Genomic DNA, 22,575 nt, shown 5'->3' on the forward strand with positions numbered 1-22,575 from the left:
CGGTCACTCGCCCCGCCTTGGGATCATCCCGGAATGGTGCACCGACTCGACCCTCTGCTCATCCGACACACCCACCGCATCGCCCTCCCCACCGGACCCGCCGGGGAAGGCGCCGTCGCGGCGCAGCAGTTCGACGCCGCGCTGATGTCCGTCGGCTTCAAGCTCTCGGCCGAGCTGCTCGAGCACCTGTCGGGGCTGGCCGAGGGCGCGGTCGTCGAGACAGCCGTACGCACCCTGGGCACCGTCCGCGAGATGGTCGGCGACCACGTCCGGCACAACGCGTACTTCATCGACTTCCCGGCCAACGTGCCCGACACCTTCGACTTCTGGATGCGGTGCATCGCCGGGGCGCTCGCCGACGACGGGGCGCGCGCGAGCACGCTGGAGCAGCTCAGCACCGGGGTGGTGGACCTGCTCACCCTCCCGTCGTACGGAAACTACCGGCACACCTACGCCAGGATGCTCACCCACCACGACGAGCTCATCGCCGCGGCGGGGGACCGTCTGACGGTCCTGCACCTGGGCGGGGCCCTCGACGACGAACTCACCTCCCTCTACCTGGCCCTGGCCGCCGGCAGCACCGCGCTGGGCGAGGACGGCCTGCACGACCTGCGGGACCTCGCCGCCCACTGCGCCGACGGGCCGCAGCCCGAGCAGATCCCCGTACGGGAGAACCGCGCCGTGGTCAACCAGGCCCGGCTGATGGCCGGTGCGGGCCTGCTGCTGGACACGGTCACCGACGTGCTCCGCCTGGCCTGCGCACTCGTGGGCGGTGACGTCACCCTGCAGGAGCCGACGCGGCTGCGCACCCTGCCCCGATCGGTGCGCCGGGCGCTGCTCGCGGGCCTCGACGCGGTCGTGGCCGCGTCGTCGGCGAAGCTCGCCGACGTGCACGCCCACCGCGAGAGGTGGAAGCGGCTCGGCGAGCGCCTGCACCCGCACGAGTACCCGCAGTGGCCGCACGCGGCCGACGTGTTCGCCGTCGCCCGCGGCGAGAAGACCGCCCGCTCCCTGGACAGCCGGGTGGAGGAGCTGCTCGCCAGGGCCGACACCACCGGCGCGGTCGCACTGTTGAAGGCGGCGCCCGGCAAGCTCTTCCGCTCCCTGGACCAGCTGCTGCGCGACTCCTACACGCAGGAGGAGCGCGATGCCGTCGTGGCCGCCGCCGAGCAGGTCGTCCCCGAGGTGTCCGGACCGGTCGTGCTGTCGGTGCGCCAGCACCTGCACAACCGGGCCGGGGAGACGGGGGAGAAGCGCGTGTTCGTCAACCGCCTCGGCCGTGCCTGGGTCACCGACGACACCCGCCGTCCGGTGCACGCGCCCGAGCGCAAGCGGCTGATCGCCGCGCTCGACGCGGAGCTGCGCCGTCGGATCCCCTCCGCTGACCACCTGCTGATCGATCCGGACGTCCTGGACGTGGCGCTGCCGCTCAGCGGCAAGGCCACCGCGTCCGGGCTCGGCGTGCTGCCGCGCGGCTCGGTGTCCCGCGTCGACGGAGAGCTGCTGCGTTTCTTCGTGTACTGGAAGCAGAGCGAGCAGTCCACCGACTACGACTTGTCGGCGGCGCTGCTGAACGCCGACTACTCGACGGCCTCCTGGCTGTCGTACACCAACCTGCGCGGTGTCGAGGGTGAACACTCCGGTGACATCACCAACGCACCCGACGGAGCATCGGAGTTCATCAACCTGCGTCTGGGCGCCGTGCGGGCCGCCTGCATCGTTCCGCAGATCAACATCTTCTCCGGAGAGGGCTTCGAGGAGGTCGAGGAGTCGTTCTTCGGCTTCATGCTGCGCGAAGGGGAGCAGAAGGGCCGCCCGTTCGAGCCGCGGACGGTGCGCATGAAGTCGGAGCTGCGCGGACCGGGCCGGGTCGCCCTGCCGCTTGTGTTCCTGCGGGGGTCCGACGGAGGGTGGCGCGCCAAGTGGCTGCACCTCTACCTGAAGGGGGCTCCCGCGTCGAACAGGGTCGAGAGCAACCGGGTGACCGTCGCGACGCTGCTGCGCGGCATCGTCGAGCGCGAGCAGCTCACCGTCCGCCACCTCACCGAGCTGATGACCGGCAGCGCGACGACCGTCACCCTGTGGGACGGCAGGACGGTTCCGGCGGGTCCCGTCACCTACATCGGCCTGGAGCGCCCCGCCGGGCTGCACCCGCAGTCCCGGATCGTCACTCCCGAAAACCTGCGTGACCTGATCCCCGCCTGACTGTTAACGTGGCCGTGGCGAGGCCATGAAGGGGCTTCCTTCTCCAAACTCCCTGAAACTAGTCCCTTCGCTTTCCTCGCCACCGACTTGAGGCCTCCGGCCGCCCCGCCTGTACGCGGGACAGCCGGAGGCCTTTCGGCCGACCGGTACCGATCTCCGTCCGTCAGGCCAGGAAATCGGCGACCAGGTCGGCGAAGGCCTCCGGCGTGAGGACCTCGATGCCGAGGTCGGCCGCCTTCACCGCCTTCGAGCTCGGCTTGCCGCCGGCCGCGGGTGCGGAGACCAGGATGGAGGTCTTGGGGCTGACGCTGCTGCCCGCACGCCCGCCCGCCTTCTCGATCAGGGCGTTCATCGCGTCCCGCCCCCAGCCCTCCAGCACCCCGGTCATCTTGCCGGTCACCACCACGACCTTGCCCGCCAGCGGCCCCGAGTCCTGCGTCGCCGCCGTGTCCTGGGGCTCGTTCATATTGACGCCCGCAGCGGCGAGCTTGTCGATGACCGGGGCAAGAGCGGCGATCTGTTCGACGATCACCGGCGCCTTCTCGGGACCGATGCCGTCGACCGCCTGCATGGCCGTGGCGTCGGCCCCGCGGACCGCGTCCATCGTGCCGAAGTGCCGGGCGATACGGCGCGAGATGCTGCGCCCGGTCCCCAGAATGCCCAGCGCGCAGACCACACGGTTCAGCGGGCGGGCCTTCGCCGCCTCGATCTGCTCGGCGAGCTTCGCGGCCCGCTTGGCGCTCCCGGAGGCCGCGGTGAGCTGCTCCGGGGACAGGGAGAACAGGTCGGCGACGTCCGTGACGTCACCGGCGTCGACCAGAGCCTTGACGTACGTTCTGCCGAGCCCGTCGATGTCGAGCATCTCGCGCCCGGCCGCGTACTCGATGAGCGCCGGGAGGGCGCAGGCCGCGCCCTTCGCGCAGCGCCAGCGCTCCTGCGTCTTGTTGATCTCCCCGCCGCAGTTCGGGCACTCCTGGGGGAGCGGCACCTCCACGGCTCCGGCGGGTCGCAGCGGGACCACGGCCGCCTGGACGCGCGGAATGATGTCGCCCGCCTTGTACACCGTCACGGTGTCGCCCAGGTGCAGGTCCCGGCGCCGGATGTCGGCCGGGTTGTGCAGCGTGGCCCGGGTCACCGTGGACCCGTCGATCAGGACCGGGGCGAGGATCGCGGTCGGGGCGAGCACCCCGGTCCGGCCGACCTCCCACACCACGTCCTCCAGCACCGTCTGCCGTTCCACGGCCGGGAGCTTGAAGGCGACGGCGAAATAGGGGAAGCGGCTGCCCAGGCCCGCCGCCGCCTGCTCGGCCGCGTCATTGACCTTGATGACGACCCCGTCGATGCCGAACGGCAGCCCGGGGCGCAGGGCCGCGATCTCGTCCACCCGCTGCTGGGCCTCGGCGAGCGTGGCGACCACGTGCAGGCCGGCCGGGGTGTCCGCGGTGGTCCGTACGCCGGCCCGCGCGACCGCGGCCAGTACCTCGGCGTGCGTGGCCCCGGCGGGCAGGAACGATTCCCCGTCCAGTTCGACCGCACCGTACGTCCAGAACGTCATCATCAGCCGGTACGGGCGGTCCTTCGCCCTCAGCGTGCCGGCCGTGCCGTTGCGCGGGTTGGCGAAGACCTGCGCGCCGTGCGCGGTGCGGACGGCGTTCGCGGTCTCGAACTGCTCCTGGGTGAAAAGCACCTCGCCGCGCACCTCGAAGGTGGCCGCCACCGGCAGCCGCTCGGGCAGGCCCTCGATCTGCCCGATGACGTGGCTGATGTCCTCACCGCTGCTGCCGTCACCCCGCGTGATGATCTGCTCCAGCCGTCCGGCCCGGTAACGGGCCGCCACGGCCGCGCCGTCCAGCTTCGGCTCGACGGTGAACCCGCCGACCGACTCGCGGCCCAGCCGGCGCTGCAGGGACTCGCCCCACGCCAGCAGGCCGTCGGCGTTGAACACGTTGTCCAGACTGAGCAGCCGCAGGGTGTGCGCGACGTCCCCGGCCGGAGCGGCGCCGTCGCCGACCCGCCCGGTGGGGGAGTCGGCGGCGACCTCGCCGGGGTGCTCCGTCTCCCAGGCCAGCAGGTCCAGCCGGAGCCGGTCGTAGGTCGCATCGTCCATCGGGCTGTCACCGTCGGCGTAGTACGCCCCCGACGCCGCGCGCAGGCGCTCGAGCGCGGCCTCGTAATCGGAGCGGCTGGACATGCTGGACAGCGCCTGAACGGCGGAAAGGTTCGTCATGTCAGTGATCCTCTCGCGAGGCACTGACAATCGGGCCGGGCCGCCGCCGCGCCTGCCGCGCGCTCACCCTCGTACGGGCGAGGCCCCGGCCCCCGCCGGGTCCGTCTCCGCTGCCTCTGGTGCCTGCGAAGCCCCCTGCGGCCCCTCGGGCCGGTCCGCGGGACCCTCGTACACGGTCGGGCGCTCGGCCCAGAAGGCCCCGGACACCGCGCGCCGCGCCAGCATCACCAGCACGCCTACGAGGCTCAGGCCCAGCGCGATCACCAGCGGCGGGCCCAGGCCGAACCAGGACGTCCCGCCGGAGGAGTTGGCGGGGTCCGCCATATCGGCAACGGCCTTGACGAGCAGCCAGACCAGCAGCGCCGAGCCGATGAGGGGACCGGCACCGATGAACAGGAACTCGCGCACCCCCGAGGTGAGTCGGCGCCGGTGGTAGACAGCGCAGGCGATAGCGGTCAGGGCGTAGTAGAAGGCGATCAGCAGCGAGAGGGCCGTCAGTGAGTCGGCGAGCGCGTTCTCGCTGATCCGGTGGATGAGGAGGTACCAGACGGTGGCCGTGCCGGCGACCCACCAGGTGCTCACGGCGGGGGTGCGGTACCGGGGGTGGATCCGGCCGAAACGACCGGGGAGGGCGTGCCTGCGGACCATGGACAGCGCGGTACGGGAGGCCGGGATGATCGTCGTCTGGGTGGAGGCGAGAGCGGAGGTGGCGACGGCGAGCAGGACGATCCAGTCGCGTGAATGCGATGAGGAAACCCGTGTGCCCCACAGTGGGTCAATGGTGTTGGCGTAAGCGCACCCGCCGCGCCGGATCAGTCATGACATCCCGTGTCGGATCAGCCACGACCTCCCGCCGCGCCCTCGCTCCCGCTGCCCGCCGTGCCCCCGGAGCCCCCGTCGCCCGCAGAACCCCCGGCCGCGTCCGCCAGCTGCCTCTCGGCGGTGTCCAGCAGCATCTCCAGCGCGACCGGGTAGGCGCTGTGCGGCATCCGGGCGGCGAGCAGCCCGGCCGTGGCCGCGATGTTCGGGTAGGTCTCGGCCGGCAGCCGGGCGTACGTCGACTCCCACCGTTCCTCGTCCGACTCCCTCGCCTTGTCGGTCAGAGCGAGGGACCCCGCGTCGAGCGCCGCGAAGGCCAGGGCCTGGTCGATGTACGCGTGGTAGATCCGTACGGCGTCCGGGTCCGCGAAGCCCGCGCCGCGCAGACTGGCGAGGATCGCCTCGTCGGTCGCGATCTCGCGCGGCCTGCCGGTCACCCGGCTCGCGGTCAGCAGCGCGGCCTGCGGATGGGCGAGGTACGCGCCGTGGATGCGGAGTCCGAGCGCGCGCAGGTCCTCGCGCCAGTGTCCGGTGGGGGCCCAGCCCGCGAGCGCCCGTCCGATCAGCTCCTCGCCAATGGCCAGGGTCAGTCCGTCCATCCCGTCGAAATACCGGTACAGGGTGCTGGGGTCCGCCCCGAGGGCGGCGCCCAGCCGCCGGGCCGACAGGCCCGCGCTGCCGTGCTCGCGCACCATCCGCAGGGCCGTCTCGACGATCAACCGCTCGGAGAGCACCGTCCCCTGCCGGGTCGGGCGCCGCCGCCTGCGGGCCTCCTCCGGAACCACGTCCTTCGCCATCGCCTGTCCTCCCACTCTTATGCCAACACCATTGACCTTAACTCGGGGCGAACGGTTGCATCAGCCCCCTGAGGCGCACGCCTCACAGAGAAAGGACCTCGCCATGCGTGTTCTGCTTGTGGGTGCCGGCGGTGTCGGGAGCGCGATCACCAAGATCGCCGCCCGCCGCGGCTTCTTCGACCACTTCGTCGTCGCCGACTACGACCTGGCTCGCGCCGAGGCCGCCGTCGCGGCCCTCGGCGGTGAGGAGCAGCGCTTCAGCGCCTGCCGCGTCGACGCCTCCGACGAGGCCGCGGTCACGATCCTGCTCACCGAGCGCGGATGCGACGTCCTGATGAACGCCACCGACCCGCGGTTCGTGATGCCGCTGTTCAACGCCGCGCTGGCGGCGGGCAGCCACTACGTCGACATGGCCATGTCCCTCTCCCGGCCGCACCCCGACCACCCGCACAGCGAATGCGGGGTGAAGCTCGGCGACGCGCAGTTCGAACGGGCCGAGGAGTGGGAGAAGTCGGGGCGCCTGGCCCTCGTCGGCATGGGGGTCGAGCCCGGCCTCTCCGACGTCTTCGCCCGCTACGCGGCCGACGAGCTCTTCGACGAGATCGAGGAGATCGGGATCCGCGACGGCGCCAACCTGACCGTCGAGGGGTACGACTTCGCCCCGTCCTTCAACATCTGGACGACCATCGAGGAGTGCCTGAACCCGCCCGTGGTCTACGAGCGCGAGCGCGGCTGGTTCACCACCGAGCCGTTCAGTGAGCCGGAGGTCTTCGACTTCCCCGAGGGCATCGGCCCCGTCGAGTGCGTCAACGTCGAACACGAGGAGGTCCTGCTGATCCCGCGCTGGGTCGGAGCCCGCCGGGTCACCTTCAAGTACGGCCTCGGCGACGACTTCATCGGCAAGCTCAAGACCCTCCACGCCCTGGGCCTGGACTCCACCGACCGGGTCGCGGTCCGCGGCGAGGACGGCAGCGAGGTCCGGGTCTCGCCCCGCGACGTGGTCGCCGCCTGCCTGCCCGACCCGGCGACGCTCGGGGACCGGATGACCGGAAAGACCTGCGCCGGGACCTGGGTCAAGGGCACCAAGGACGGCCTGCCCCGCGAGGTCTACCTCTACCACGTGGTCGACAACCAGTGGTCCATGGGCGAGTACGGCTCCCAGGCCGTCGTCTGGCAGACCGCCGTCAATCCGGTGGTGGCCCTCGAACTCCTCGCCACCGGAGTCTGGTCGCAGCCCGGCGTGCTGGGCCCCGAGGCCCTGCCGCCGCTGCCCTTCCTCGACCTGCTCACCGCGTACGGTTCCCCGTGGGGCATGCGCGAAGACAGCGCCGGGGACCGGGCCGCGGACCACTGACCACCGGGCGCTCGAAAGCGGCGGCGTCGACCCGGTGTGCCGGGTGACACCTCAAGGGGGTGACGAACCGAACCGGCTCGTCATCCCCTTGAGGTGTTGCGTCGCGGGGTTACTTGGCGCCGAGGCCGGCGTCGGAGACTGCGGGTTTGCCGGCGGCTTTGAGGACCTTGTTGAGGAGGGTGAGGTCGTAGATGCCGGCGAGGTCGGGCTGCTCGATGAGCTTGGCCTTGACGGCGTGGTCGGCCTGCTTCTTCAGGGTGTCGGCGAGCGGGTCGTCGGTGACGAGGATGCTGGGCCAGGCGGGGTCGATGACCTTCGGGTCGAGGGGCTTGCCGCCTTCGGCCTCGAGTTTGGCGTTGGCGGAGGCCTTGGCCTTGTCGGGGTTGGCGTTGATCCACTCGTTGGTCCTGACGGTGCCGGTCAGGACGGCCTCGACGACGTCGGGGTGCTCCTTGAGGAACTTCTGGGACACGATGATGTTCGTGATGACGAACTTCTTGTCGGGCCACAGGGCGGTTTCGTCGAGGAGGACGGAGCCGCCGTCGGAGACGAGTTTGGCGGCGGTGGGTTCGGGGACCCAGGCGCCGTCGATGGAGCCCTGCTTGAAGGCGTCGGGGGTGACCTTGTTGTCGGTGCGGACGACGGAGACGTCGCCCTTGCCGGATTCGGGGTCGACCGTCCAGCCCTTCTCGGAGATCCAGTTGAGGAAGGCGACGTCCTGGGTGTTCCCCTTCTGGGGGGTGGCGATCTTCTTGCCCTTGAGGTCGTCGAGGGTTTTGATCCTGTCCGGGTTCACGACGAGCTTGACGCCGCCGGAGGCGGAGCCGGAGATGATGCGCAGGTTGGAGCCCTTGGACTTGACGTAGCCGTTGATCGAGGGGGAGGGGCCGATGAACCCGATGTCGAGAGAGCCGCCGTTGAGGGCTTCGATCTCGGAGGGGCCGGCGTTGAAGGACTGCGGCTTGATCTTCGTGCCGCTGAGTTCCTTCTCGATCAGGCCTTCCTGGAGGCCGACCAGTGCGGTGGCGTGTGTCAGGTTGGGGAAGTACCCGATCCGGACCTCGGGGGCCGAGAGCTTCTTGCCGGCACCGGCACTGTCGGCGGCCTTCGGCTCGTCCTTCTTCGCCTCGGAACCGTAGCCGCAGGCGGTGAGCAGCAGGGGAAGCGTCGCTGTGACGGCGATGGCGCGCAGGATGGTGAGCGGTCTGGCGGCAGACACGGGGGTGTCCTTTCACGGGGTGGTGTTCAGGGAGCTGCGGAGATCGATGGTGCGAAGCCGTCGGCGCACAGGACACACGCTCCCGGCCGGCGGCGGCGGTTCGCGGTCGCAGGCTGAGGAACGGGAAGGTGTCGGACGCCCGCGCCGGAACGCGCGCGGTCGGTGGGTTCGGCCGTGGGGCCCGCCCGGTCGAGAGAGCGCGGACCGGGACATCGCCCGGTGGCGCACTACGCAGGGGTCGAGCCAGGCGAAGACTGTCAGCGGGGCTGACAGATGGCGCTGGAGGTGCGGACCAGGTCGATGTGCCGACGGGAGGTCAGAGGCGTAATCCGGCCTGCGTGATGCAGTGTTCGCACGGCCACGCCCCTGATTCCTAGTTTTCCCACCTGGTTGGTAGGCATCTTGGCAGAGGTGAGCAGCCACCCCAAGAGGGTGACCGCATGGTGGACTCTGATTTCTCGCTATGTGAGAACGTGCAGGTGGGGCGTGCAGGGGTCAGGGATTGGTCCAGGCCCCGGGGGTTTCGGCGAGCGCCGATACGGCCGACGGCAGATCGGACGACGCGACGTCGGCGAGGGACACGCCGTCGAGGATCTCGCGCACGTTGGCCCGCAGCGCGATCCACAGGGGGAGCAGCGACTCGGCGGGGCCGGTGTAGGAGAGGTCCGGTGGACGTACCCCCCGCACCGAGACGAGCGGTCCGTCCACGATGCGGATGACATCCGCGATGCTGATGGACTGCGCGGGCCTGGCCAGCCGGTAGCCGCCGTTGCCGCCGCGCTGGCTGAGCACGAGACCGCCCCGCCGCATATCGTTCAGGATGCCCTCGAGGAACTTGTGCGGTATGTCCTGGGCGCCTGCGATGGCTTCGGCCTTCACCGGCCCGTCATCCTGTGACGCGGCGAGTTGCAGCGCGGCACGTACCGCATAGTCCGCCCTGGCTGAGATCCGCATAGGGACATTATCCGGCATGGACGAAGCCGGCGTCGGCCACGGGTGGCCGCGGGCTGCCGGGCGGGTGGTCGTGCCCGTCGGGCGGGGGCCCAGGCCGCGGATCCGTGGCCTGGGCGGCCCTGTCGGTCAAGGGAAGGCTGCCGCCGCCGGGTGGTGGGAGCCGTTGAGGTAGTGCTCGCCGATGGAGCGAAGACGGTGCGCGACCGGGCGGTGGGCCGTCAGGACCCGGGCGTTGCGCCAGAACCGGTCCAGGCCCGGAGCGTCTGCGAGCTCCAGCACCCGGGCGGTGATGTGCAGGGCGGCCCTCGACATCACGGTCTCGGCCGTGGCGACCAGGGCGGCGACGCCCGCGGGTACCTCGGCGTCGAGCTGTGCGCCGGTGGCGAGGGCCTGCGCCATCACCTCCGTCGCCCGGTCGACCACGGCGGTGGCCGTCTGGGCGGCCGAGGCGAGTTCCCCGTACGTCAGGAAGAGGTCCGGGTCCTCGCCGGGCAGCCGGTACGCGCGGCCGCCCCTGCTGAGATCGCGCGCTTCGGTGAGGGCACCCTCGGCGATGCCGAGGCCCACGTGGCACAGGGCGAGCCGCAGGGCAGGCTCCGCGAGCGCGGTGAAGGGCGCAGTGGACTCCTCGTCGTGCGGTCGGCGGCCCAGCACATGCCCCGGGGCGATGGCGACCCTGTTCACGAGGACCTCGCCCGCGCCGGCGACCCGCTGCCCGAGGCGATCGTGGGCCGGTTCGACGCTCACGCCCTGTGCGCCGGGCGGGATCCGTACGACCAGGACGTCACCGCTCGCGGCGCAGACGGCGTCCACCACGATCTGGTCGGCCGTGGACACCGCCGTGTCGACGGACCGCCGCCCGTCCAGCAGGTAGCCGGTGGCGTGCGGCCTCAGCGTGAGGTCCGGTCGTTCGGAGACGGTGTGGGGTGCGGGAGTTCCGACCGTCCCGCTCCACAGCCACTGCTCGCGGACCGACTCCTCTTCGAGGGCGGACGCGTGCTCGTGACCCGCGTAGAAGCGTCCGCTCCAGGTGTGTACGTAGTGGCGGGCGAGCATGTCCCCGACAGAGCTGTCGGCCGCGGCGATCTCCCGTACGACGGCGCATCCGGTGGCCCAGTCCACCCCGCGGCCGGGCCCGGGCGGGGTGAGGGCCGCCGGCAGGCCGGCCTCGCGCAGACGGGCCGCCTCGTCGAACGGCGGCCGGCCCGCCTGATCGCGGACGATGGCGTCCGCGGCGAGGTCGTCCGCCACGTCGCGGGCGGACCGCAGGAGCGCGCGGCTCCGCTCGTCGGCGGGCCGGGAGCCGGTGGGGCCGGATGTCGTCGGCGCGGGCGTCACCGGCAGGACCCGCTGCCGCCGTGCGGTACGGGGGCTGGGCGGACAGCGGTGCCATGGGGGACGGCGGTGGTCATGTCGGCTACTCCGGGACGTTGTCGGGTGGCTTCGGCCGGTGGCTGGGAGGCAGGGGGCACCTGTCCGTACCGCCGCGCCGCGCCCGGTCCACGCGCGCTCAGGCGTGGCACCGCCCCGGCCCGGTTGCACCGATTCCCGCTTCCCCATGTTTCCCATCGGATTGATAGGGATACTCGCCCGAAGCCACCTTCCCGGCAAGAGCGTGACCGGATGATGGACAGTTCGATCTTGAGGTGCGAGACGGTGCAGGTCGGGGGGGCGTATGCCTCGATACCCGACAGCGGCCCGCACGCCGGGGCGGGGATCCGCCGCGGCGGCAGGAGAGGGCAGGCCCCTTCGCTCAATATTTCCTATGGAATCAGTAGGGAAGTATTGACGTGCGCCTGCCGCGCACTTCACGATGTGGTCATGTCCCCGTCGCAGCCGTTGCTCGTACGCCGCAGGCACGTTGACTTCCGTCGCGTCGCCAGCGCCGTCTGCCGACCCGTTTAGGGCTCTTCGACAGGGCGTTTCCCCGACGCGCGCCGGTGATCCGGCTACCACCTCGCATCCGTGCGCCACGCCGTCCGAGACACCGGTCCTCGAGCCGCACGGGTCCGCCCGGTGCGCGCCGCGCCGACCCCCGCGGTCGACTCCGTTACGGAGACTGCTCGCCCTGTCGCGCTCGCTCGAACACCCGGTATCCGTACCTCGATCCGTGCAGCCGAAGGGGCTCATCGTGACCACTGCCATTCCCGCTCCCGCCGTCCACCGCTCCCCGGTCCCGCGCCTCCAGCTGGTCGGAGACCGTCCGCCCGGCGCCTTCGCGACCCATGGCGGACGCGTCGCGTACCTCGTGTACCTGGCGGCGGACGTCGACCCCGTGGCGCTGATGGAGGCGCACGGCATCCGCCCGGAGATCCGTTCCCTCGACCCCAGAACGCTGCCGGCAGGTGAGCCGGAACCGGCGCCGCACCCTGACCCCGTCCGGGTCGACGACGCCATCCGCCTCGACCGCGTGCGGCGGCTGGCCGAGGTCGACGGGCGCGAACTGGATCTCACCTACCTGGAGTTCGAACTCCTGGCCCACGGGAGCGCTGAGGTGGTGACCGGCCCTGCCGGACGGCGGGGTCGGTCCACGACCGAGGAGAGACCGGTGCGCAGCTTCGAGGTTGGCCGGACAGTCGTTCGGCGTGACGTGCACCGCTCGGGCCGGGTGTGGAGCGAGCAGGCCCTCCGGGTCCTCGACGACAGCGACGCAGCCCTGGTGACGGCCTGCGCCCCGGGGGCTGAGGTCCGGTGGCCCGCCCTGTACGCCCGGGCCCGGGACGACCGCGACCGTTCGGCGCGCACGGACGCGTTCGATGAGATGGCGACAGGTGCGTGGGAGTTGGCGGCCGCGGTGTGGCAGGAGACCGACCTGCTGCTGTGGAAGCCGCCGGCAGCCTGGTTCAGCGTCAATGCCTTCTACATCCCCGACGGTGACGGCGACGGGCGGCGGCTGTGGAACTGGTACGTCAACTTCGAGCGGCCCACCGTCCGGACGGCCGCCGGGTTCGACACCTTCGACCTCACCGTGGACCTGGTGATCGCGCCCGACCTCTCCGGCTGGGAGTGGAAGGACGAGGACGAGTACGCCCACGTACGGCGGCTCGGCATCGTCTCCGACGCCGAGCACGAGGCCGTGGATGCCGCGCGCGACCAGATCCTGGCCATGCTCGCCGAACGCTCCGGCGTGTTCGCGGACGCGGAGCGGTGGGCGGCCTGGCGGTGGGAGCCGACATGGCCCACGCCGTACCTCGGGCCGGCCGCGGTGAGGGTGGCATCCGAGGACGGCTGAACCGCTGCGTCGGCCGGTCGGCCGGTCGGCCGGCCGGATAGACGGATGGACGGTCGCGTTCAACGGGTAAGGCTCGATCCAGCGAGGACACCGCGGATGTCCCGGTCCCGGTCCCGGTCCGGGTCCGGGTCCGGTCCGGTCCGGATCCGGGATTGGTCCGGGACATCCCTGGCAGTGCGCGACTACGCGGCTATGGCTTCCTGCTGCGGTGAGGGCAGCTCTTGCCCTGACCGGTTCTTCACGAGTTCGACATTTTCGACGAAGAGCTGGAAAAGTAGCTGACTCGCGCCGAGCTCCCTACCGTTCTTGCCGTTGTTCCCCTGCGCGATGCCCAGGCTGTACGGTTCCTTGTCCTCGGCCTTCACACCGATGTACCCGCCGAGTGTGCCCTCGTTCGAGCTCGCGTTCTTGTAGTCCCCGCCGTCCTTGTTCGCCTTGCGGATCAGGTCGTTCTTGTACCCCGGCCCGAGAGCCATGTGGTCCTGATGGAAGAGGAGTTCATGGGCGCCGGGCTTCAGCGTGAATTTCAGCTGGACCGCGTAGGAATCGCCCTGGGTTTCGTAGTATCCATCGGCCTGGCCCTGGTCGCCGAGATGCGCCCCGATGGTCAATCCGGTGATTCCCTTCTCCCGGAATTCCTTGCCCGATCCCGTGCGGGGGGTGATGTACTCCAGCAGTTCGTTCCGGGCGGATGCGTTTCCCCAGTAGGTCAGAGCGCTGTGGGCCTCCTCGAAACTCATGGACCTGTACAGCTCCATCCGACCGGCGTCCTCCCCCATCTTCCCCAGGTCGTCCAGAAGATTGGGGCCGACGGTCCTGACGATCTCGTCGATCGAGCGCGGCGGCTTGGTGGCCTTGAACTTCTTCGCGCTCGCCTTGGACGCGGCTATCTGCGCGCCCCGGTCCTTCGCGGCCTTGCTGCTGGCCCCGCCCATGCCTGCCTTGTCCTGCCAGTACTCGACGGTCATTCGCTCCTGCGGGTTCTCGACGCGCTGCACGGAGGGGCGAGCGCCCGAGGCGGGGGAGGGCGCCGTATGACGCTGGACGTTCGCGGCGGCCTGGTGGCCGGCCGCCATGACCCGACTGGCATTCGCTTCCGCTTCGCGCTCGAAGCGGTCCGACGGGTCCGAGACCTTCAGCCCCGTTCCGTTGTCGGTGCCCGCGACGGGTCCCTGACGCTGCTGGATGACGTGGGTGAGCTCGTGGGCGAGGGTGTGCTTGTCGCTACCGCCGTCGCCGATCACGACGTGACTGCCGGAGGTGTAGGCGCGGGCGCCGACCTCGGCGGCGGAGGCCTTCGCGGCGCTGCCCTCGTGGAGACGGACATCGGAGAAGTCCGCGCCGAGCCGGGACTCCATGTCAGTGCGGGTGGCGTGGTCCATGGGGCGTCCGGGCGTGCGCAGGACGTCGTGGACGGCGGAGCGCTGCACCGCGGGCTGCTCGGCCTGCTGGTGTCCGCATCCGTCGGTGTGCTGGTGCTGCTCGTGGCCCCGGACCTGACCGGCCCGACGGAGCATCTGGACGACTGCGGCGTTGCCCGCAGTGGCCTGCATCCCCATCAGCCCCACCGGTGGCGCGGCCGCCTGCTGCGGAGTCGCGGCGGTGCGGGAGGATTGCAGTAATTGTTCGTCCGTCTTCCGCGCCGGGCGGGGGTGCTTGGGGCTCACGCGATCGCCTTCTCCATACGTCGGGGCAGCCGCGTCGTACGGCTGCCCGGCCATGCCCCCCAGGGGCGGTCACCGGTCGTGACCAGGGGGTCTGAAGTATTATCAGCTACCTCGCCGACGTGAAGCCAACGCCCTACCGTGACGACCCCACCGGCCCCCAACCACAGTGCGCGGCAACGGTGATGGTTCGACGGGCCTACCCGGACCGCACACTCCGAGGCGGACGCCTCACGCAGCTCGCCGAGCCGTACTTCCACAGGCCCCCGAGCGCACGCCCGCGGGTGCTGGAAGGGATCACCGTCAGGGTCGGGCGGGGCGGCCCGGCGTATCGGGACGGTGAGCGCCGATCCGTCCTTCCGGCACTGCGGTGACGGCTATCGTGACGGGTAGGACCCGCCGGGAGGACCAGCCGATGAGTGCGCAGCCCGACCACGTACCCCTTCCGCCGTACGCGCCCGCGCCCGGCGCCCCGGCCGAACTCCTCGCCCTGCTGCGTGCCGACCACCGCGCCGCACGGTGGGTGCCGGCCTTCGAGCAGGAGTGGGTGACGGCGCTGGAGGAGTCCCGCCGCACCTTCTCCCTCACCACGCTGTACGAGGTCGTCAACACCTGGCAGGCCCGTATCGCCTCCGCCCCCGCGGTCGACGCGTTCCAGGCTTCCGACCGCGACGACGAGGCCGGGTTCATCGGCATGGGAGAACTGCGGAACGGGGACCGGACCCGGAGCCGACGTCGGTGACCGGTACTCCGTACGCGGTCCGGCTCTCCCCGCAGGCGGCGAAGGTGTTCACCGCCCTCCCCGAACATGCCGAGCAGACGGCGTGGGACGTCCTGGACACCGCGGCCGCGGGGCCCTGGGGTTTTCCGCAGTGGGACACCGGCGACGCCGAGGGCGAGGACGTGCGCATCGCGTCCGTGGGCCGGCTGTCCGTCATCTACTGGATCAACCGGCCCCTGCGCCGCGTGTCCGTCCTCGACATCGTCTGGCTCGGCTAGAGCCTGTCTCTTGGAAGTGCGGTGCGCATGGCGCTGCATGCCGGATCGAAAACCTGTGGCAGCAGCGGTCGCCCCGCAGCGGCTGATCGAGCGGGTCGTGGGCCTCGACGAGGCGGCAGCGCTGCTGCCTGGCTTCGACCGGGCCTCCCCCGCCGGGATGACGATGATCGATCCGCTCCACGGCTGAATCCACGGCGGACGCGGCCGGGGCGGCGGCCGGGGCGGCGGCCGGGGCGGCGGGCGTGGCGTCGGGATTTGTGCGGGTTGCCGGGTGATGATGGCGCAGTGCGACTTGATCACGTGTCCTACGCGGTGGCCCGCGACAGCTTCGTCTCGACCGTCCAGTGGATCGGATCGGCCCTCGGCGCCGGGTTCGTCGACGGGGGCGTGCACCCGCGATTCGGCACGCGCAATTTCATTCTCCCGCTGAGCGGCGGCACCTACGTCGAGGTCGTCACCACACTCGACCACCCCGCCGCCGACCGCGCACCCTTCGGCCAGGCGGTCGCGCGCCGCGCCGCCGAGGGCGGCGGCTGGCTCGGTTGGGTGGTCTCCGTCGACGACATCGCCCCGGTCGAGGCCCGCCTCGGCCGCACCTCGGCCGAGGGCCACCGCGTCCGCCCCGACGGGTTCGACCTGAGGTGGAAGCAGATCGGCCTGCTGGAACTGCTGGAGGACCCGCAACTGCCCTACTTCCTTCAGTGGTCGGTCCCCATCGAAGAGCGCCCGAGCGCCGACCCGCGCACCTCCACCACCATCCACGGGGTCTCCATCGCCGGCGACGCCGCCTCCATCGCCGAATTCCTCGGCGAACCGGCCGACCACCCCCTCGACCAGATCGACGTTACCTGGGTCGAGGATGAGGAACCGGGCCTGGTCTCGGTCGAGTTCGCCACCGCCCACGGCCCGGTCACGATCTGACCAGGGCCGACTGCCCCGCGGGAGCCGCCGGCTGGGATCTCCTGACCAGCGCGTGTCTCTTTGAGTGATCGGGCAGTTGATCGGATGTGTCTGCCCGATGAGTGATCACTGATGCGATGTGGGGCCGGATCGAGCCGCTGATGCCGGCCGATCCGATCCGGTCCGTGGGCGGCGGGGGGCTGATCACCGCCGAACGCTCGAGGCCATCGCGTGTAAGTACCGCACCAACTCGCCCCGGCGGGAGCTGCCCGACGAGCTCGGCCCGTTCCAGACCGCCCACAAACGGCTGATCAGATGGGCCGTCGACGCAACCTTGCAGAACATCCTGACCGCCGTGCCGGCGGCCGCGGACGCCGGTGACGAGGCCGGCTGGACCGTCTCGGTCGACTCCACCGTCGTCCGCGCCCACCAGCATTCCGCCGGAGCACGCGCAAAGGGGCCGAAGGCCGCAGCGAGCCTCCTCCCGTGCCATCCGCACCTACCTGCGGAGACGAGGGATCCGCGCGGTCATTCCGCAGCCGTCCGACCAGATCGGCCACCGCCTGCGGCGAGGACGCGGAGGCGGCCGCCCGCCCGGCTTCGACGCCGAGATCCACCAGCAGCGGAACAGCGTCGAACGCTGCATCAAACAGCTGAAGCAGAGGCGCGGCCTGGCCACACGATGCGACAAACTCGCCATCGCCTACCGGGCTGCGCTCCACCTCGCCGCCATCCTCATCCGGGCACGAAGCTGACCAAACAGACAGAACCTAGCCGCCGTCAGCCACCCGTCACGGCGTCTCGTCCCGCACGCTCCCTCTCCGTGATGATGTCGATCAGGGCGTGGGCCGTGTTGCTGTCCGTGCCGAACTCCTGGATCTCGGAGCCGTCGAACGTGACGACCTCGCTGCTACGGGGGAACATGGCCTGCTCGTACTCCGTGAGTGCGGCCTCGATGTCATCGGGGTGGGCGACGAGCGCCCGGCCGAGTTCGGCGCCGTCGAGCATGGCGAGGTTGGCGCCTTCACCGTTCGGGCCGGCGAGGTGGGCGGCATCACCGAGCAGGGTCACCCCGGGCACCCGGTCCCAGCGGTGCCCGGTCGGCAGAGCGTAGTGGGGACGCAGGACCGGCCCGGTGTCGCCATCGGTGATGAGCGCGGTGAGTTCCGGCGCCCAGCCGTCGAACTCCTGCGCGATCCGGGCGGTGGCCGCGGCGGCATCGGTGAAGTCGATGGCGGCGAACCAGTCCTGCGGCCTGGCCAGCGCCACGTAGGTGTGCAGGGTGTCACCGCTCTCCCGGTGCGCGAAGATCTCCTTCCCCGGCGAGGGTGCCATCAGCATCCCGCCGCCGACCGCCTTTGCAGCGGCCGGGTGCCGGGTATCGGCGTGGAAAAGGTACGTCTCGACGAACGACGTACCGGCGTACTCGGGGGTGGCGGCGGTGAGCAGCGGCCGTACCCGTGACCACGCGCCGTCCGCGCCGACCAGCAGGCTGGTGACGACGGTACTGCCATCGGTGAACGTCACCTCGTGGCGGCTCTCGCCGAGGGTGCGGGTGCCGGTGACTTTGTGCCCCCACCGGACGGTGCCGGCGGGCAGCGAGTCGAGCAGGATCTGTCGTAGCTCACCGCGTTGCACCTCGGGGCGGCCGCCCGTGCCGTCGTCGGCCTTGTCGAGCAGGACGGTCCCGTCCGTGTCGAGGACCCGCATCGCTTGGCGGCCTTCGATGATGATGGCGCGGAACTCGTCCATCAGGCCGGCCGCCTCGAGGGCGAGCTGCCCGTTGTAGTCGTGGATGTCGAGCATCCCGCCCTGCATGCGCGCCGACGGGGAGGGCTCGGCCTCGTAGACCGTGACCGGGATGTCGTGGACGTGCAGAACGCGGGCCAGCGTAAGACCGCCGAGCCCTGCGCCGATGATCGTGACGGGAGTGTGCATGGTGGCTCCTCCGGGATCGGGCCGCCCGGTGGAGGGTCGGCCGTCCCCGAAAATGTGCCAAGCCCCGCCGACGAGCCACCGACAGCTGACCGACAGCCCCCGATACCCCGACGGCGAACCGGCACGGCGGCACCGCCACCACTGGCGCGACTGTCGGTGATCGGTGGGCGATGTGTCGGTGGCCACTGGAACTGTGGGTGTCGAGTTGCCCGCGTGCAGCGGCAGCCGCTCGTCACCGGTAAGGGAGTCCCCGCCGCCATGCCCTCCGCAACCTCTGCAAACTCCGCAACCTCCGGATCCTCCACATTCCACGTATCTTCCGGATCCCACGCCCTGCCCTGGAACGTCCAACGGCTGCCGCGAGCCGATGGCAGCGTCTTCCTGGTCACCGGCGGCAACGCCGGCATCGGGTACTTCATCGCAGAGCAGTTGTCGGCAACCGGAGCGACCGTCGTCCTCGGCAGCCGGAATCCCGCGAAGGCCGAGGCCGCTATGGCCTCGATACGTGCACGTATCGCCGGTGCGCGCGTGCGTGCCGTTCGGCTGGACCTCGCCGACCTCTCGTCGCTGAGATCAGCTGCGGAGTCGCTGGGGGTGGAACGCCTTGACGCGGTCATCCACAACGCCGGCGTTGCGCTCGCCGACCCGCCGCGCAGGCAGACGGGGTACGGTCACGAGCTCATGTTCGGCACGAACCACCTGGGGCACTTCGCGTTGACCCGGTGGCTGATGCCCCTGCTGTCGGCTGCGCCGGCGGCCCGCGTCGTGACCATGGGAAGCTTCGCGGCCAAGTCGGAGCGGCTGGACCTGGACGACCTGCAGTCCGGGAAGGACTACCGGCCCAAGCGTTCCTACGGACGTTCCAAGTTGGCGCAGATGTACTTCGGTGTCGAACTCGACCGCCGCCTGCGCGCCGTCGGCAGCACGATGGCGAGCGTGGTGGTCCATCCCGGCGGCGCGCTGGACTCCCTCACCCCGTCACGGCCGCCGATCCACGTGAGGACTGCCGGTGCACGGCTGAGCGCGGCACCTGCGGCCCTCCTCGTCCAGGGCAAGCATGCCGGCGCGTGGCCGGCGGTCCGAGCGATGCTCGACCCGGCCGTGTGCGGGGGCCAGCTGTGGGGGCCGCGCGTGTTCGGCCTGCGAGGCGAGCCCCGACGCGAAGTGATCTGGAACCACCTTGCCGACGCCTCCGTCGCGGCGCGATTGTGGGACACCAGCTGCGCCCTGACGGGCGTCGACCCCGTCGCAAACCTCGGGTAGCCCCGGGTAGCCCCGGGCATCCGCGCGGGGCTCGGTCACACACGCCCCACCTAATCAAAGTAATCCTTATGGATGAGGCTTACTGCTAGGGTAAATGCTTATGAACGGCATTTCGATGAAGACGATCGGCTTGCTCGGCGGAATGAGCTGGGAGTCGACGGCCGAGTACTACCGGCTACTGAACGAGTTCACCCGCGAGCGGCTCGGTGGACTGCACTCGGCGCGCTGTGTGCTGTACTCCGTGGACTTCGCGGAGATCGAACAGTTTCAGGCGCAGGGGCGATGGGACGAGGCGGCCCAGGTGCTGGCGGCGGCCGCCCGTTCGGTGGAGGCCGCGGGCGCGGACCTCGTACTCCTGTGCACGAACACGATGCACAAGGTCGCCGACCTAGTGCAGGCGGCCGTCTCAATTCCTTTGCTGCACTTGGCCGACGCCACCGCGGACGCGGTGCGGGCCCAAGGCCTGCAACGGGTCGGCCTGCTGGGCACGGCATTCACGATGGAGCAGGACTTCTACCGGGGGCGGCTCGCGGCGGGTGGACTGGACGTGTCCGTGCCGGATCCCGCCGAGCGCGCCCTGGTGCACCGGGTGATCTACGAGGAGCTGTGCCTCGGTGTCGTACGGGAGGAATCCCGGACCGCGTACCGGGAGGTCATCGCGGGCCTCGTGGCGACCGGCGCCCAGGGGATCGTCCTCGGCTGCACCGAGATCGAGCTGCTGGTGGGTGCCGAGGACAGCCCGGTGCCCGTCTTCCCGACGGCACGAATCCATGCGGCGGCCGCCGTGGACGCCGCGCTCAGCTAGCGGGACCTCGGCACGCGGCTTCCGAACGGCCAGCCGCGGATGGAGGCCCTGCCGGCCAAACTCACCGCCAGGCGCGGCACGGAAGGGGTCCGGCATCATCCGCCAGCGACAGGCAGTCCGTGCCACCAGTGACCGCATCCGCCGGAGCAGAAGCGCTCGCGGCGCCGCTCGTCCGCGACCGCGAGTACCGAGATCAGCAGACGGAAGGCTTTGCGGCGTTCGTCGACAGGCGTGAGGCCGGCGATCTTCCCCAGTTGCTGGTCGATCGGGCCGCGAGTGATCAGAACCGCCGGCGTATGCGTCGGGCGCAGCCCGGAACGGCGGATACTCTCCGGCCCGTCTTCAGCGACGGCGCGGGCCTGCACGCAGTGATGGCGCAGGAACAGGAGCGCCTCGGACTGCTCTTCCTGGCTGAGTGCGTCGAACCGTTCGATGCCCCGCGACATCTGGCGCAGCCCTTGGGCGAGTTCGTTCAGGATGAGGTCTCGTTCGGTCATGACTGCCTCCGGTGTGACAGGCGATGCTCCGCCGCAGGACTGTCCGCCGTACCGAAGCCCGTCGCGCGCCGCTGCTCCCGCGTCGCTGCGAGCGCTGTTCCAGTATGGCCAGAAGACCTGCGTGCGCATGCACAACCGGTCGGCGAGGGCGTCCTGCCGGCGGCTGGTCCCGGACCTCCGTCCACGGTACTGGCGAACCGCCCACTCACGACGAGGGCGAGGATGAGGAGGAGGAGGAGGAGAACGCGACCGACGGCGACGGCGACGGCGACTGTGACGGCGGCGGCGGCGCCAAGGCGGAGAAGCGCTCGGCCAAGTCCTCGATCCAGTCACGCCAGTCGAGCAGAGCCGAAACGACCAACCGGGCGGTCGCGTCCGCCGTCGATACGCAATGGGCGGCGCAGCACCACACATCGACGACCCCGCCGTCACGATCGCCCTCTCCCTCCGACCAGTTCCAACCGCAGGCACACCGGCCGAAACGGGTCACCAGGAACTCCGTTACGGGGTCCATCGCTCGCTCCGCATCCGTGTCAGCATCCGTATGTGCTTCGCCCTTCGCCCACCGAGGTGGGCCGCATGCCGACCCGCTCGCTGAGTGGCCCCTCGCCTCATCGCAGGAAGAGCGTTGCGGCGAATACGGACAGCAGTACCAGCGTCCCGGCGCCCGCCAGCACGAGTGCCAGGATCTTCGGCATCCACGTCGTCACCCACTCCAGCCCTTGGTAGATCGCGGTGATGAGGAGAAGTGCGACCGCGACATACAGCAGCACCCCCATGCTCACTCCCACGATCGCGCCGGCGATCCGGAAACGGCCCCAGAGCAGCGCCAGCGCCAGTGGGATCACGACCGCGCCCGAGAGCCCGCCTGCGAGTTCGCAGAACCAGGGCCGGTCGCCCATCCACGGCAGCTTCGGGATGCCGATCGCGATGTCGAAGAGGTCCACGAACGCCCAGAACCCCAGGACCGCGACTACCACGAGCGTCACGGCCACGGGTACGCGGTATCGCCACGTCCGCGCCTTCGACCAGCCGGTTCCCCTCCCGTCGAGCATCGTCGCCAACGTCACCGCCGCCCAGATCATCCATCGCCGGATCAGCCTGGTGCCGGCGTCCGCCATCGCGTCCCGCAGCACGCGGTCGGCCTCCACGCGCAACACCAGGCGGCCCCTGGACGAGGTGTACGTCGTGTCGTCCAGCGGGTGGATCAATCCGTCGTGCAGAAGCGTCGCGGGAAGGTGTTCGCCGGTCTTCGGCACGAGCCAGGTGAAGAGTGCCGGTACCGAGGTCAGGTCGCTGAGGAAGGTACGGGTCTGCCGGGGCACCAGGAGCTCGCCGAAGTGCCGGTCGTTGTAGGCGATGCGGCGCAGCATCCTGAACTGCTCCCGGCCCCCCTCGGTGCACCGGTCCAGTTCGATCCGGGCTGCGGACCCAGGGGCGGCCAGCTCTTCCGGTTCCCCTTCGACCCCGTCGACGCCACCGTCGTAGAACCGGAACGGCTGCGGGACAAGCGGATACTCGGGTCGCACCTCGGAGACGCTGTCGGACGCGGACATACGTACACCTCCCTCTCACCAGACGGGCTCGTACCCCTGACCTTCCGGCGATCGGCCGCCGGTTCCTCTTCGCCGACGACATCGGGGACCGGTATCTGTACACCTTCGCGGATCTCGCCGAGGCCCACGAGCACCTGGCCGACCCG

The 22,575-nt window shown here is 70.7% G+C and carries 20 protein-coding genes and 2 pseudogenes; 10 read left to right on the forward strand and 12 right to left on the reverse strand.

Annotated elements, in window-relative coordinates; genetic code table 11:
• The first annotated feature begins 33 nt into the window (after nt 1–33).
• Nucleotides 34–2,205: a TerD family protein gene (locus ACIQZO_RS31150; protein ID WP_403632479.1), complete on the forward strand. Its 2,172-nt coding sequence runs from the start codon at nt 34–36 to the stop codon at nt 2,203–2,205.
• A gap of 163 nt (nt 2,206–2,368) precedes the next feature.
• Here ACIQZO_RS31150 and ligA read toward each other — a convergent pair whose 3' ends face one another.
• The 3 genes and pseudogenes from ligA to ACIQZO_RS31165 all read right to left on the reverse strand — a co-directional run bounded on the left by ligA (nt 2,369) and on the right by ACIQZO_RS31165 (nt 6,048).
• Nucleotides 2,369–4,432: an NAD-dependent DNA ligase LigA gene (gene ligA, locus ACIQZO_RS31155; protein WP_403632482.1), complete on the reverse strand. Its 2,064-nt coding sequence runs from the start codon at nt 4,430–4,432 to the stop codon at nt 2,369–2,371.
• 63 nt (nt 4,433–4,495) lie between these two features.
• Nucleotides 4,496–5,167, reverse strand: a pseudogene (locus ACIQZO_RS31160) (APC family permease); the annotation flags it as partial.
• A gap of 101 nt (nt 5,168–5,268) precedes the next feature.
• On the reverse strand, nt 5,269–6,048 hold the full coding sequence (locus tag ACIQZO_RS31165; protein ID WP_403632484.1) for a TetR/AcrR family transcriptional regulator: 780 nt from the start codon (nt 6,046–6,048) through the stop codon (nt 5,269–5,271).
• 103 nt (nt 6,049–6,151) lie between these two features.
• Here ACIQZO_RS31165 and ACIQZO_RS31170 point away from each other — a divergent pair, with 103 nt between their 5' ends.
• Complete coding sequence (locus tag ACIQZO_RS31170) at nt 6,152–7,402, forward strand: saccharopine dehydrogenase C-terminal domain-containing protein (RefSeq protein ID WP_403632487.1); 1,251 nt, start codon at nt 6,152–6,154, stop codon at nt 7,400–7,402.
• 109 nt (nt 7,403–7,511) lie between these two features.
• On the opposite strand, the gene ACIQZO_RS31175 is transcribed toward ACIQZO_RS31170, so the two are convergent.
• The 4 genes from ACIQZO_RS31175 to ACIQZO_RS31190 all read right to left on the reverse strand — a co-directional run bounded on the left by ACIQZO_RS31175 (nt 7,512) and on the right by ACIQZO_RS31190 (nt 10,913).
• The gene (locus tag ACIQZO_RS31175; protein ID WP_403632490.1) at nt 7,512–8,621 is read right to left on the reverse strand and encodes an aliphatic sulfonate ABC transporter substrate-binding protein; all 1,110 of its coding nucleotides are present in this window, start codon (nt 8,619–8,621) and stop codon (nt 7,512–7,514) included.
• Between the two features lie 257 nt (nt 8,622–8,878).
• Nucleotides 8,879–9,022: a putative leader peptide gene (locus ACIQZO_RS31180; RefSeq protein WP_403632493.1), complete on the reverse strand. Its 144-nt coding sequence runs from the start codon at nt 9,020–9,022 to the stop codon at nt 8,879–8,881.
• A 94-nt stretch (nt 9,023–9,116) separates the two neighbouring features.
• On the reverse strand, nt 9,117–9,575 hold the full coding sequence (locus ACIQZO_RS31185) for an RrF2 family transcriptional regulator (protein ID WP_403632496.1): 459 nt from the start codon (nt 9,573–9,575) through the stop codon (nt 9,117–9,119).
• Between the two features lie 126 nt (nt 9,576–9,701).
• On the reverse strand, nt 9,702–10,913 hold the full coding sequence (locus ACIQZO_RS31190) for an acyl-CoA dehydrogenase (protein WP_403632499.1): 1,212 nt from the start codon (nt 10,911–10,913) through the stop codon (nt 9,702–9,704).
• Between the two features lie 793 nt (nt 10,914–11,706).
• Between ACIQZO_RS31190 and ACIQZO_RS31195 the strand changes: the two genes are divergently transcribed.
• Entirely contained in the window at nt 11,707–12,807 is a 1,101-nt protein-coding gene (locus ACIQZO_RS31195; protein WP_403632502.1) for a DUF402 domain-containing protein, read from the forward strand.
• Between the two features lie 182 nt (nt 12,808–12,989).
• Here the strand turns inward: ACIQZO_RS31195 and ACIQZO_RS31200 are convergent, their stop codons facing one another.
• Nucleotides 12,990–14,366, reverse strand: a complete 1,377-nt coding sequence (locus ACIQZO_RS31200; RefSeq protein WP_403632613.1) for a DUF4157 domain-containing protein — start codon at nt 14,364–14,366, stop codon at nt 12,990–12,992.
• A gap of 520 nt (nt 14,367–14,886) precedes the next feature.
• Here ACIQZO_RS31200 and ACIQZO_RS31205 point away from each other — a divergent pair.
• The 5 genes and pseudogenes from ACIQZO_RS31205 (at nt 14,887) to ACIQZO_RS31225 (ending at nt 17,125) form a co-directional block, all read left to right on the forward strand.
• Nucleotides 14,887–15,213: a DUF6247 family protein gene (locus tag ACIQZO_RS31205; protein WP_403632505.1), complete on the forward strand. Its 327-nt coding sequence runs from the start codon at nt 14,887–14,889 to the stop codon at nt 15,211–15,213.
• The gene (locus ACIQZO_RS31210; protein WP_403632507.1) at nt 15,210–15,470 is read left to right on the forward strand and encodes a hypothetical protein; all 261 of its coding nucleotides are present in this window, start codon (nt 15,210–15,212) and stop codon (nt 15,468–15,470) included. The genes ACIQZO_RS31205 and ACIQZO_RS31210 overlap by 4 nt, the downstream gene beginning before the upstream one ends.
• 55 nt (nt 15,471–15,525) lie before the next feature.
• Complete coding sequence (locus ACIQZO_RS31215; protein WP_403632509.1) at nt 15,526–15,657, forward strand: hypothetical protein; 132 nt, start codon at nt 15,526–15,528, stop codon at nt 15,655–15,657.
• Nucleotides 15,658–15,755: 98 nt separating this feature from the next.
• Nucleotides 15,756–16,391, forward strand: a complete 636-nt coding sequence (locus tag ACIQZO_RS31220) for a VOC family protein (protein ID WP_243339124.1) — start codon at nt 15,756–15,758, stop codon at nt 16,389–16,391.
• Nucleotides 16,392–16,507: 116 nt separating this feature from the next.
• Nucleotides 16,508–17,125 (forward strand): annotated as a pseudogene (locus ACIQZO_RS31225) (transposase).
• Nucleotides 17,126–17,150: 25 nt separating this feature from the next.
• On the opposite strand, the gene ACIQZO_RS31230 reads toward ACIQZO_RS31225, so the two are convergent.
• A complete protein-coding gene (locus ACIQZO_RS31230) occupies nt 17,151–18,308 on the reverse strand; it encodes an FAD-dependent oxidoreductase (protein WP_403632512.1) in 1,158 nt (385 codons plus the stop codon).
• 258 nt (nt 18,309–18,566) lie between these two features.
• On the opposite strand from ACIQZO_RS31230, the gene ACIQZO_RS31235 reads away from it, so the two are divergent.
• Both ACIQZO_RS31235 and ACIQZO_RS31240 read left to right on the forward strand, forming a co-directional pair.
• Nucleotides 18,567–19,571: an SDR family NAD(P)-dependent oxidoreductase gene (locus ACIQZO_RS31235; protein WP_403632515.1), complete on the forward strand. Its 1,005-nt coding sequence runs from the start codon at nt 18,567–18,569 to the stop codon at nt 19,569–19,571.
• 115 nt (nt 19,572–19,686) lie between these two features.
• On the forward strand, nt 19,687–20,376 hold the full coding sequence (locus ACIQZO_RS31240; RefSeq protein ID WP_403632616.1) for an aspartate/glutamate racemase family protein: 690 nt from the start codon (nt 19,687–19,689) through the stop codon (nt 20,374–20,376).
• 95 nt (nt 20,377–20,471) lie between these two features.
• Here the strand turns inward: ACIQZO_RS31240 and ACIQZO_RS31245 are convergent, their stop codons facing one another.
• From ACIQZO_RS31245 to ACIQZO_RS31255, 3 genes are all read right to left on the reverse strand, one after another.
• Nucleotides 20,472–20,873 carry a DUF5958 family protein gene (locus ACIQZO_RS31245; protein WP_403632518.1) on the reverse strand — a complete coding sequence of 134 codons (402 nt, stop codon included), beginning with the start codon at nt 20,871–20,873 and terminating at the stop codon, nt 20,472–20,474.
• Nucleotides 20,874–21,078: 205 nt separating this feature from the next.
• Nucleotides 21,079–21,387, reverse strand: coding sequence for a hypothetical protein (locus tag ACIQZO_RS31250; RefSeq protein WP_403632521.1), 309 nt, complete (start codon nt 21,385–21,387; stop codon nt 21,079–21,081).
• Between the two features lie 97 nt (nt 21,388–21,484).
• Nucleotides 21,485–22,429: a DUF1353 domain-containing protein gene (locus ACIQZO_RS31255; RefSeq protein ID WP_403632524.1), complete on the reverse strand. Its 945-nt coding sequence runs from the start codon at nt 22,427–22,429 to the stop codon at nt 21,485–21,487.
• Between the last annotated feature and the right edge of the window lie 146 nt (nt 22,430–22,575).

This window comes from Streptomyces sp. NPDC097617 (assembly GCF_044761485.1).
In the GTDB taxonomy this organism is placed as follows: Bacteria; Actinomycetota; Actinomycetes; order Streptomycetales; family Streptomycetaceae; genus Streptomyces.